9 protein-coding genes and 1 pseudogene are annotated in these 10686 nt (G+C 60.3%); 8 read left to right on the top strand and 2 right to left on the bottom strand.

Features of this window, described 5'->3' with window-relative positions:
- Positions 1–719: 719 nt before the first annotated feature.
- Complete coding sequence (locus FEZ60_RS32215; RefSeq protein WP_172937957.1) at positions 720–908, top strand: hypothetical protein; 189 nt, start codon at positions 720–722, stop codon at positions 906–908.
- 230 nt (positions 909–1138) lie between these two features.
- On the top strand, positions 1139–1279 hold the full coding sequence (locus FEZ60_RS32210; RefSeq protein ID WP_172937956.1) for a hypothetical protein: 141 nt from the start codon (positions 1139–1141) through the stop codon (positions 1277–1279).
- 114 nt (positions 1280–1393) lie between these two features.
- Here the strand turns inward: FEZ60_RS32210 and FEZ60_RS32205 are convergent, their stop codons facing one another.
- Both FEZ60_RS32205 and FEZ60_RS32200 read right to left on the bottom strand, forming a co-directional pair.
- The gene (locus FEZ60_RS32205; RefSeq protein WP_172937955.1) at positions 1394–1915 is read right to left on the bottom strand and encodes a hypothetical protein; all 522 of its coding nucleotides are present in this window, start codon (positions 1913–1915) and stop codon (positions 1394–1396) included.
- 556 nt (positions 1916–2471) lie between these two features.
- Complete coding sequence (locus FEZ60_RS32200; protein ID WP_172937954.1) at positions 2472–3554, bottom strand: hypothetical protein; 1083 nt, start codon at positions 3552–3554, stop codon at positions 2472–2474.
- 784 nt (positions 3555–4338) lie between these two features.
- On the opposite strand from FEZ60_RS32200, the gene FEZ60_RS32195 reads away from it, so the two are divergent.
- The 6 genes and pseudogenes from FEZ60_RS32195 (at position 4339) to FEZ60_RS32175 (ending at position 10636) form a co-directional block, all read left to right on the top strand.
- Positions 4339–4740 (top strand): hypothetical protein, encoded by a 402-nt coding sequence (locus FEZ60_RS32195; RefSeq protein ID WP_172937953.1) that lies wholly within the window; start codon positions 4339–4341, stop codon positions 4738–4740.
- Positions 4741–4990: 250 nt separating this feature from the next.
- Positions 4991–5599 (top strand): annotated as a pseudogene (locus FEZ60_RS32815) (uracil-DNA glycosylase); the annotation flags it as partial.
- 39 nt (positions 5600–5638) lie between these two features.
- Positions 5639–7408, top strand: coding sequence for a hypothetical protein (locus FEZ60_RS33240; protein ID WP_346343434.1), 1770 nt, complete (start codon positions 5639–5641; stop codon positions 7406–7408).
- 277 nt (positions 7409–7685) lie between these two features.
- Positions 7686–8861 carry a hypothetical protein gene (locus tag FEZ60_RS32185; RefSeq protein WP_172937951.1) on the top strand — a complete coding sequence of 392 codons (1176 nt, stop codon included), beginning with the start codon at positions 7686–7688 and terminating at the stop codon, positions 8859–8861.
- On the top strand, positions 8858–9361 hold the full coding sequence (locus FEZ60_RS32180) for a hypothetical protein (RefSeq protein WP_172937950.1): 504 nt from the start codon (positions 8858–8860) through the stop codon (positions 9359–9361). The genes FEZ60_RS32185 and FEZ60_RS32180 overlap by 4 nt, the downstream gene beginning before the upstream one ends.
- A 120-nt stretch (positions 9362–9481) precedes the next feature.
- The gene (locus FEZ60_RS32175) at positions 9482–10636 is read left to right on the top strand and encodes a hypothetical protein (protein ID WP_172937949.1); all 1155 of its coding nucleotides are present in this window, start codon (positions 9482–9484) and stop codon (positions 10634–10636) included.
- The last annotated feature ends 50 nt before the right edge of the window (positions 10637–10686 follow it).

The raw sequence follows: 10686 nt of genomic DNA, 5'->3' as shown, positions 1-10686 counted from the left end.
CGAGCCGCTTCCGTTCCCGATGCGGAGCATCGGGAGCGGAAGCGGCTCGCTCCGCTCCCCGCCAGGGAGCCGCTGCGCGGCTCGCGGTGGGTACAGCCAGGCTGCCGTCGATCGACTCGCTTCGCTCCTCTAAATTCCTGAATTATCTTTGTCACCAACGTATTTGATCGGAACAGTGAAACCGGTACCCAAGTACCAAACGAAGCTGGGGAGGGGCGAGGGTCGCTCGAAGCTACCCTGTCTCGCGTCTGCCGACTCATCGTCATCATGTTTCCCACCCTACAGGACCCCACCCCAAACCGCAAAACATCACATAACCTAGAAACGTCGAAATCGTAACCACCACAATACAATTTGAGTCTCCACAAAATATTTTCATGCGTAACCGTCGAAACCGATTACCCACCAATAGATCACCCAAAGTTAGTGAAACGCAACAATATTCAAAAACATCCGAAAATCGGCCCACATACGCCCCACCGAGCACCCCGACACTCCCCCACCACCGAACCCGAGCACCCCCACCGGCCCCATCAGCCGGCCCCAATTCGCTGGCGCCCCAACTCCACGAACACACCACCCGGGACGTGCATCTACGCAGGTCACAAGCCCGCAACAACACAACTCCCCTACACGAACATGTGATCTCGCCCGTAGCCCGAACAACAAGAGATGAGGACGCACCCACGCGGAACTCCAATCCACTACGAGGAGCAGCCATGCACGAACACGACGACCAGACCCCAGACAACCACCACCCCACCCGCAGCGAGCAGCTCCGCACCCTCGCCCAACGGGTACCGAACACGATCAAGACCTTTCTCACCGCCTACATCGTTGACTGCCTCGCCGACGCCACCACCGAACTACTCTCACAGCTCCTCCTCACACTCACCAACCAGCAATAGCCAAAACAACCCCACCCCAACACACGAAAAAGCCCCCACCACACGGTGAGAGGCCATTCCGCAGCACACAACGAAGAGGACCGGCCCGGTAGCTTCGGGCCGGTCCTCTTCCGGCTAACTGATCCACGCTTCACGCGAACCGCAACAACGCGATAAGCGTCCGCGTCCTCCAGACGCGGAGCAATCGAATCAGGGTTGTCGGCATTCCACTCACCCGCACGAGCAACCAAGTGACGGACTGCGCGGCGCGCAGCCTGATCGAAGCCCTCCGGAGCGCCAACCGTCACGGTGAACGTCTCATCCACGAACTCGAATCCGACAGCGGCCTGCACCTCGACGGCGTAGGTGCTGCGGAAACCGGGCGCGTTTGAAACCCCACGTGAGTTCGAGTTGCAAAGGTCGATATTTTTGTTGGGGCCCAATAGGATTGGTGTACTTTAACCCCACACGCCTCCCTTTAGATCCTAGAGGGCTTCAGTTTTGTCTCAGCGACGAAAGAAGGGCTTGAAGTGGTCACGTACCGCTTCAACGTATGCCTTCTCAAATGGTTTAAGCGCAGAAAGATCGACCACGCTCGAGGATAAATTCATGCCGGAATCATCCTGAACAGGCATCGCATTCCATGCCTCGTTGCAGGCCGTCCCCGCCACGCGTCGGAGGTTTGTGAGGAGGTCCTTGTACGCAGTTCCAACCGCATTCGACTCACCGTCGGTCCACACTTCGAAGTACGACAATTTGGCTTGTACGGCACGCATCTCCTCTGACAGGCGGACGCGTTCGGCGGCAGGTTCGTCCGCTCGACGTCGGCGAATGGCGTACGGAAATTCTTTGTACTGCATCGCGGCCTCGAAAGCTTCGGCGAACGTCTTGCGGAGACGCGCGCGGTCTTCCGCTCTGTCCTTATACCGGGCGAGAACAATATTGATCACGGCGCCCAGCACGGCTGCGATCACGGCGCCAGATACGAACACGTCAGCGTTGCCCCCGTTGTTCTGGGGCGGAGTCACGTCAGCGGGGGTCGTAGTAGGCACCGCTGTCGCTGGGCTCACTACCTGGTCTGAAGACTCATCCGGTGTGGGGATTGGTGTGGTCATCGATGTGCTTTCTTCCCGGGGCTTAGCTCATCGTGGGGATACTCTTCGCCCAACCACTGATGGTGCTCGCGCCACCATGCTTCTTTGAACAAGTGCTCGGCCGCCATACCGAACAGCGCGAGAAGACCATCTTCCAAAACCCAAATACGAGACGAAGGATCCTTCGGGTGCCAGATGCACAAGTGTGTACGCGCCCGATCCGGGTACCTGTGCGGTGAGTCGGCAAGTCCTGCAGGGCCGTCAGCGAAAACTGAGGGGGTCGAGGGATACTTGTGGTCGAACTCGATGGTCACGTCTCGCTCTTCATAACCAGGAACGTCCACCGTGGCTCGGTAGATGCTGACATGGCGTCCCGCCCGCCGACGCCGTGTGTACGTGAGGCTTGGATAGGCACGGCGTGCATGCGCCTCGATTCGGCCCCGCCGTGACGTGTCCTCCAGCCAAGACCAGGGCCGTCTCGGAGTGCCGATCAATCGCTGCTCCCCGTCGGACGAGCGCTGCGCATGCTTCCACGGGCGCCGAAGGACCTTGGCTGTTTGAGAGCCGATCCAGTTGCGGCCAGGGTGCCCACGCTGGTCACGGCCAACGGCTTGCCTGCCTGCAACCGCGCCGCGACACGCGCTTTGGTCTCTCCAAAGGGTGTCGGGGCAACGAAATCCGGCCACAGTCGACTGAGATGCCCCCGCACCTGATATTCGTCGTCATCGCATTCGAGGGCTGCACGCAGTGTGCCTGCGGCCTGGGTGAGCCGCTCGACGGCATAGTCGCGATCGGAGACCTTGATGGGCGCGGAGACGCCGGCCGGGTCCGGAGTATTTCGACGAGCCAGATCCTTGGCACCGCTTTCCCACAGCTGAAGCAAGGCGGCAGGAACACCCTGTCCTTGCTGAACGAACATCAGCGCCAACGCTTCGAGGTTGAACGAGCACAGGGGAGGATTCGGACGCCGTCCCGGTCGTTTGTTCTCTGCCTTCGCGAGTCGAATCGCCCGTGCCCGCGTGACCCGAAATGATTTCGGTTCTGCGGTCAACAGTTCGGTGTGTTTCTCCGGGTGAGACGGATCCCATCGGTGCTGCTCGGTGTTGGGAATCCACAAACCTTCGTCGCGCCGGCGGAGACCAACGACCAGGTCAACGGTCGGGTCTTCGCCACTGGCCATCGGCTCGTGGAACTCGATGAAGAGTGCTCGCTTGGTGATCTCGAAGGTCGCTGCCGGATACTGAGTGAGGACTTTAGGTCGAAGGTGCTCCAGCACTGCTGCGACGGTGCGATCCGGGCCCACGTTCTCCTCCGAGTCAGGCCCTAGCGACTGGTGGACGCGGCGATCCAAGACGACACCACAATCTGCATCCAATCCCTTGTCCCGGCGGTGGATTGGGCAGTTCGCAGTGCCATGAGCGAGGGAACCGGAGCCGTACGACTTCAAAACGCCTACAAACGACTCTGCCGCTCGTCTGACGATGTCACGACGCTGACGGGCTTCCTTCAACACAACATCTGCAGGCGCCAACTGACTTCGAATGTCATCAAGAACGACGGACGTGTACCCCATGCGCTGTCTCCTCGGTAAGACGGCGCACTGCAGGGTTCTGACCGGTCGCCGCAGCTCAGATGCTTACACAGCACCATACTGGCACCCACCGACACGACCGTCCGTGTGCTGCGGATCGACTGGTCTGCTGTCCGTCGCACTGCGCGTGTATACGCCGCGCGGCCCAGATCGCGAACACTGATGAAACGGCCTAAAACATCAGAGGCACGACGAAGCCTGCCACTGGCACCTGATTCCTGAACGCGATGCTGGAAGGAGTCAAAATTTAATTTAGATGCCAATGACATACTTTGCGGTTGCGGACCACGAAGCTCTACGTGGTCTGATCCGTCACGAATAGTTAACGCGGAACTCTCATCCCTCGCCGATTACCCGCCATCAATGCATCAATCTCGAGTCTCTAATCGTCTCGCCAAAATTTGTCATCATTCCGAAGCGCAGGTCAGCCCTTTGCATTCTGCATAGCGCAGCCTAGATGCTCATCAATCGACACCAGCCGAAACCCTTATATACATTACCTTTACAATCCAATTGGTGCTCGATCGTAGCGGTGAATAAGACAAGGAAGATGGTCCATCGGATGACATATCCACCTAACTCGCCCTTCGGTCAACCTGGCAAGGAACCCAGGCCGCCGGAATATTGGCTTTCCCAACATCAGGCTCCCCCAGTCGAACAATCGCAGCCGTACGTACCGCCGTCAGATCCGGAAGCCGAAAAACGATTTGTAGGGGTTCCTCCCGTCGGGCCTGCGCAAGCGCCCCCATCCCTGCCTACTAACTACATGCCGAACATGATTGCAGCCTTGCTGGCCTGCCTCGGGATAATTATCGGCAGCTTGGGGCCGTGGGCAACCCTTTTCACCTTCTCCAAGGCGGGGGTAGACGGCGACGGCGTTCTCACACTGATCCTCGCCGTCGTTGCGGCAATCACCCTGTTCACCATTCTCTCCCGAGGTGGCACAGCAAAGTTCGGTGATCGGTGGGTCGCACCAGCTGTCGGCGCAATTACCGTCGCGATTGGAATCGTGGATGCCACGAACCTATCCAACCTGGAAACTACACTCATGCGGACGCCCGTTTCTCCCTCCGTCGGATGGGGTCTTTGGGTCGTTCTCCTCTCTGGCGCTGCACTATGTGTCACATCCTTTACTGTCGCGCAGATTGTGGGGAAACGCTCACGCTAACCTTGAAGATCGAAACCAGTTGCAACCGTCAGTCGATCAATTTTTGCGATGGAGTGTTACTGGTCCCAACCCAGGATTTCGCGGCAACGAGTAATTTCACCCCGCCAACAGAGCGGTGAAATCATCGGCACGTCGTTTTTCGATTGTCATCGCGCGATCGCCCCCAGCATGTTCATAAACGCAGGCGTTGAACGGGGAATCCGCTGAGCACTGCTTCGAGGAGTACACGCGATCATGCACACTCACCATCATGAGTAACGGACGCAACGCCGACCCCGCGGTTGTCGCCGAGAAGAAGACTCGAATTCGCGACAACCACGTGGCACCTTTGAACTCGCTCGCGGATCGGATCGCCGATTCTGTCGGACTCCCCCACGGGCACGTGCCCTACGTGGATCCGGACCAAGGCGGAACCAACGCGAGAGTCCTTGTTCTGCTGGATAATCCGTCGACGAAAGCCGAAGCCGGAACCGGATCCGGTCTGCTCAGCCTCGACAACAACGACCGCACCGCACGCAACTGCCGCGAAGCCTATGAACGTGCAGGCGTCTCCTGGAGCGATGTCGTGCATTGGAACGTGGTCCCCTTCCCCGTCGCGGGCCTTAAGAACGGTGGATCCACCCCGGCCGAACGTGCCCGAGCAGCGGAGTGGACCCGCGAATTCGTCGCACTGTGCCCGAATCTGGAAATCGTGCTGCTGTTGGGTGTCGCCGCAAGAGACGGTTGGGAACGCGCCGGCATCGAACGCGATGTGTATGTCGTACCCGGAAATATTCCGCACTGCTCCGATCGAGGCTTGAACTCGCCCGGCGGACGGGAGCGGTTCGCCAATGCAGTCACCACGATCGCCCAGATCCTTTCCACCGAAAACCACCAGACCATCAGAAAGCGGACATCGATGAACGAGACGCCCTCGTCAAGCAGTTCACCGTCAGACTTCACTCGGCCAGGCACTGCTGCACTGGACGTATCCGACAGCACCGGCCCCGGCAACGAACTCGCTGTCTCCGTCGAACCGGAAGGCATCCTCGTTGCCGGGGATCCGGAGGTCGTAGCCGGATATCTCGCGCGCCTGACCGACCTCGCCGGCGAAGCACTCGCTGTTTCCGGCGTCAGCAAGACCTCGATGGCCAATGTTGCTGCTGCCGCCGTCGGAGTGAAAGCTATTGCCGCCCAGGCTGGCCAGTTCGTGCGACTGTCCCCGGACAGCGTCCAGGCATTGAAGACGTACAAGGTGTTGCCCGGTGACAGCGGCTTTTTCCGAATGACCGTCGTCGACGAAGCAGGAAAGTTCCGTCAGCAACTGCAGTGGCAGAAAGTGCCCCTCGGCCCCACCCAAGCGCTGTCCCTGCAGCTGCTCGCGGTGCAGGTCGCGCTCGAGGTGGCCATAGCGTCGGTGAACGAATCGATCGCCCGCGTCGAGGGCAAAGTCGAACAAGTCCTCGTCCTCGCCCAAGCGTCCCGCGTCGGTGACGTGGTCGGTCATTTCACGACCTTGGATCGGCTCGTCACCACACTCGACGAACACGGAGCCCTGCCGACCGCGGACTGGGAATCTGTCGCCGGACTCCGCCCCACCCTGAATGTGACCATCGAACGCCTCCGCGAACACGTCAAACGCACCCTGGCCGGGTTCGATGCCACTCGCCCAGTCCAAGACCGCGCCGACTACCTCCGCCGGGCAATCGAAGAAAACCGCCTCGGCGAATCCCTACACCTGTTGGTCGTCAGTGAACAGTCGCTGTATCTGTGGCAGCGGCTGCGGATCGCCCGCGTGCAGGCCACCGAGCCGCAGCATCTGCAGATGGTGCTCGACGACGCACGCACAGTGCTGGCCGAACATTTCGAACGCGACGGCGAACTCTTGCTGCACGCGCGGTCGGAGCTCTCACACTTCGCAAAAATGCACCGACTCGACGGGTTCCGGTGGGGCGCCACCCACAACCTCAAACACGACATCGTCAAACTCAAGGACGACCTCGACGACTTCGCGCAGGTACGTGGCAGTCAGGTCATGGGATGGACCGACCACGAGAGCCCCAGCGTTGTCGACGCATTAGCGGAGGTCGGAAGTCGAGCAGCATCCGCCGGCGGCGCCGTCGCCGGTGCAGCAGGAAAAGCGATCGGCGCCGGTGTCTCCGGAGTCGGATCCGGACTCGGGTGGGTGGGCCGAGGGATCGGCAACCTCGTCGGTTCAGGAAACCAACAAGCGGACAAAGCCGAGATCACTACGCCCACAACAGAACATCACCTCGAGAGCGCAGCCACCACATTCACACAACCTGCGACCGAGCAGAACGGCAACCGAGACGGAGACCGAGATGATGTGACATCCGAATCCTCCACGCTCACAAGGAAAACCGACCCCATCGCGCCGTCTTTCGCCCCGATCGCCTACGACGACGACATCCTGCAACTCATGCTCTTCGGGCACCTGCAAGTCGGCGACAAGCTGAGCTACCACGACACAGAACGCAACCGCACCTACATCGCGACGGTCAAACGAGACGGATCACTCGAAGTCGACGGAAAACGCTACGGCCACCCATCAGCACCCTTGACCGAAATCATGGGCCGACAGCGACACGGCTGGCGGGACTGGCAACTCGCCGACGGACGTCAACTTCGACAACTGCGGCGCCAGGCGCTTTCGGACGTGTCCCGATAAACATGTCCAGATGACTTACGGAACACCGAGCCTTCGGCACCTCTCTGAACTCTCGGAATAAGAGCAACGAGCCATCCGTCGAGTGCATCCACCAATGTGGCTGGAGGTAATCAACATTCGGACATTTCACCTGCATGGACATGCCGATCACCTTCATCCTCGACCGGTCCACACCTCTACAAGGCTCTGCGTGTCGACCTCCCCCGCTCCACCATCACAGCACGCCCAAGACCTGCAGCCCTGTAGACCAGACACCGATCCGCCCAGGAGGTCCCGAATGACCGTTGCACCCGACGAACACACCCCGTTGACATCAACACAGGTCGCATCGGCTCGCCGTGCAATTCGACTGTGGCAACGAGCCGAAAACCAGACTATCGATCTGCGCTCAGACGCAGACTTCGACCGGTTCCTGGCCGATCATCCGGAACTGAACGAGTCGATCCGCGCCGCGCACACAGTGCAGTTGTCGTTCCGACACCGTCAACTGCAAGTACCGGCATTTGTGCTCATCGCCGCGCACTTCCAGCTCTCACGCAGTGACAGTGCCGGAGCGGATGAGGTCTACACCCGGTTCGACGAGCAGGTTGGCTTCCGGGCTGCGGACTCTACTTCCGAATTCGGGTTGTATCTGAAAATCACCCGATTCGCGGGCCTCGGTCCGAAAGTTCTGGGAGATGCGCATTCTGACGTCGCCGAACTGCCCGCAGACGGCGTCTGGGGGCCGGTATTACAGGTCCAACCGCTCGCAGACGGCATCGTCGCGGTCGAGACACGGCGCCGTATCGGACTTCTGGTGTCCCTGAGCCGGATCGTTGAGATGCCGAAGAGTCTGTGTCCTGACGGCGTGGTGGACGGCCAGTGGGTGTGGCTCGATGATCGGTCGGCTGATCTGGTGCGGCTCGTCCACGCCGACGAGCTCGGTATCGCAGATGGTCAGTTCGACGAACTCGAACTGACCGTCGCTCGTCGGCTGCCACTTCCGTGGGCACGGTGGAAGGCCGGCACAGGCACCCGCACCGTGACGGTGCCATGGAACATTACTTTCTCTGTGCAACAACGACTTACCGCTGTCATTGCATGGCTACCACGAGGGTCCGGTCGCGCGGAAGGCATCGACTGGCTCGTCGAGCAAGGGCTCGATCGTGAGGAACTCCGTGACCAGGTGTGGGTGAACCCGGCCTCCCAGGCTTACAGCACGGAGCGATCGAAGTGGACGGAGCACGCCTTAGATCGCGTCTGCGAGCATGCGGCACGACTGCACAGCGAACAGAATCGAGCGAAAGACACCCTGATCTCGCGGCTCGTACTCGAAGGCTGGACACGACACGCCCTGCATATCGGTGCATCGCAGGAACAGGTTGACACCGCCGCGCACAACGGCCGAACGCGATCGGAAGATCGGCTCACTCGAACAGTCCGCCAGTTCAACCAGGAAGGGAAGCAACGATGACTGACGATCACGTCGACCATTTCTTCATCGAGGGCCGAGCGGTGACGGAAAACCCCGACGCAGTAGCAGGTGCCCTGCACGGCGGGCTCGAAGCAGTCGCAGGATCCCGGGCAATGATCGTCGCTGAGACCGGGGCCGAGCCGGAACCCAGCGCCTGGGTACGGTCCCGGAATATGCAACGCGCGTATGACCGCGAACTCACTGCGCTGAAGAGTCCTGGTGGCAAAGGTTCGAAGGCGAAAGCCGCCGCGGTCGCACGGGCGAAAGACGAAGAACATGTCCGTCAACGCGCTCTTGCGCGGACCCGAAAAGCACAGGAATACGCAGAGCAGGCGCACCGCCACAGCGCCGGAGCCGAGTCACTTCTGGGGAACGTCGACGACGTGCCGGGTGCACTCGAATCGCTTGCGCAGGCCAAGGCGTCGCACGAAGCAGCACTGCGCGTCCTCGAGATCAATCGGGAGGCTCTGACTTCGTTGGTGCAACGCCGAAATTCGTAAAACCCGCGCGGGACCTGTTGTGAATTTGAGAAGCGCGGTGGCCTGCAAACAACACTACAACCACGTCCACATCCTGCTGCGAACACAAGATCGTCGGTGCACACCCCTACAGTGCACCTCGTGGCTACGAAGGTGAACTGGGCAGCGATCACAACCGAATCGATCCTGACGGCAATCGCCGATCACGATCGGAAAGGGCAACAACAGTTCCTGTCCGACGCGGGATTTCGTCCATCCAAGAACTTCCGACTGGTACACCAGGGACGTTTCTACGACTCGAAAGCGATCGTCGGTGTCGCCAACGGCCATGCCACAACCGCGTTTCTGCGTAGCGGCGACTTCACCGGAGGCAAAGCTGCCGTCGTGAAAAATTTGGATGCACTCGGATTTGTCGTCGACTGCCGCGACGACGACGGCGCCACCGGCGGACTGCTGTGGGACCTGGCCACCACCCGTACCCACACTGACGGTGTCGTCCGGGCCCCGTACAAGTACATCGTGCTGCTCTGGGCCCTCGCCCGCCGTCAACGCGGTCTCGACCCGGCACCGGCGCTGCGGGATATGCGTACCGAACTCGGCACACTCCTGGCCCCATTCGCGGTCTCCGACACCGCCCCTGACCCTGAATATCCGTGGATCGCGTTGGAAGGACATTCTTGGTGGAACCTCCGTATTCCCGAAAACCTTCGCGATGCACCGCGACGTCACCTGCGCAGCCGCAACATCGCCGACGACCTCCGCGGCGGACTCAGTCAAGCGGTGTCCGACCGGATCGACACCGACCCGAAATGGACACGTGAAGCTCTCGCACTCCTCACGAATTTGATTACCGAATCCGGCGCGCCAGGCTCGATCGACGAACTCCGGTCCAACCTGAACCTCTATCCGTTACCTACTCTTCCCGCCGTCGAACGGCGCTACGCTGCGAAGCCATCCGCTCCTCGCCGCGAACATGTGGAGGTTTCCGTGCAGAGGCGGCTGGTCGAACGCAACGAAACCGCCGAATTCACCACTACTGCACCCGATCCCGAAAAAGAACGACGCTCACTGCGACGCGAAGCGGCCCTACAGAACCTGTACGTCGCATATCGCGAATCCGCGGGTTGCGTCGTCAGCTCACGCACCATCACGATCGACGACCGAACCGAAATACCCACAGTCCTGTCGATCGACGTGTTCGACGACACCGCCGAAACCCTGATCGAAGCCAAAGCCGACATACGGCGTGAAACCCTGCGCACCGCACTCGGTCAGATTGGTTGGGTCCCCGTGTAGAAGTCCAGTGTCTGTGTGAGTTTCGTGTCCGATAATGGACACAGGAGGAA

This window comes from Rhodococcus sp. MS16, assembly GCF_013277795.1.
In the GTDB taxonomy this organism is placed as follows: Bacteria; Actinomycetota; Actinomycetes; order Mycobacteriales; family Mycobacteriaceae; genus Rhodococcus_F; species Rhodococcus_F globerula.
The sequence above is the reverse complement of the archived record's forward strand: the minus strand, read 5'-3'. Positions and strand labels throughout refer to the sequence as shown.

Bases quoted from the DNA above. Each gene is read 5' to 3' on its own strand.
- FEZ60_RS32215 (WP_172937957.1), top strand. From the start codon at position 720: ATGCACGAACACGACGACCAGACCCCAGACAACCACCACCCCACCCGC.
- FEZ60_RS32200 (WP_172937954.1), bottom strand. From the start codon at position 3,554: ATGGGGTACACGTCCGTCGTTCTTGATGACATTCGAAGTCAGTTGGCG.
- FEZ60_RS32195 (WP_172937953.1), top strand. From the start codon at position 4,339: ATGCCGAACATGATTGCAGCCTTGCTGGCCTGCCTCGGGATAATTATC.
- FEZ60_RS33240 (WP_346343434.1), top strand. From the start codon at position 5,639: ATGAACGAGACGCCCTCGTCAAGCAGTTCACCGTCAGACTTCACTCGG.
- FEZ60_RS32185 (WP_172937951.1), top strand. From the start codon at position 7,686: ATGACCGTTGCACCCGACGAACACACCCCGTTGACATCAACACAGGTC.
- FEZ60_RS32180 (WP_172937950.1), top strand. From the start codon at position 8,858: ATGACTGACGATCACGTCGACCATTTCTTCATCGAGGGCCGAGCGGTG.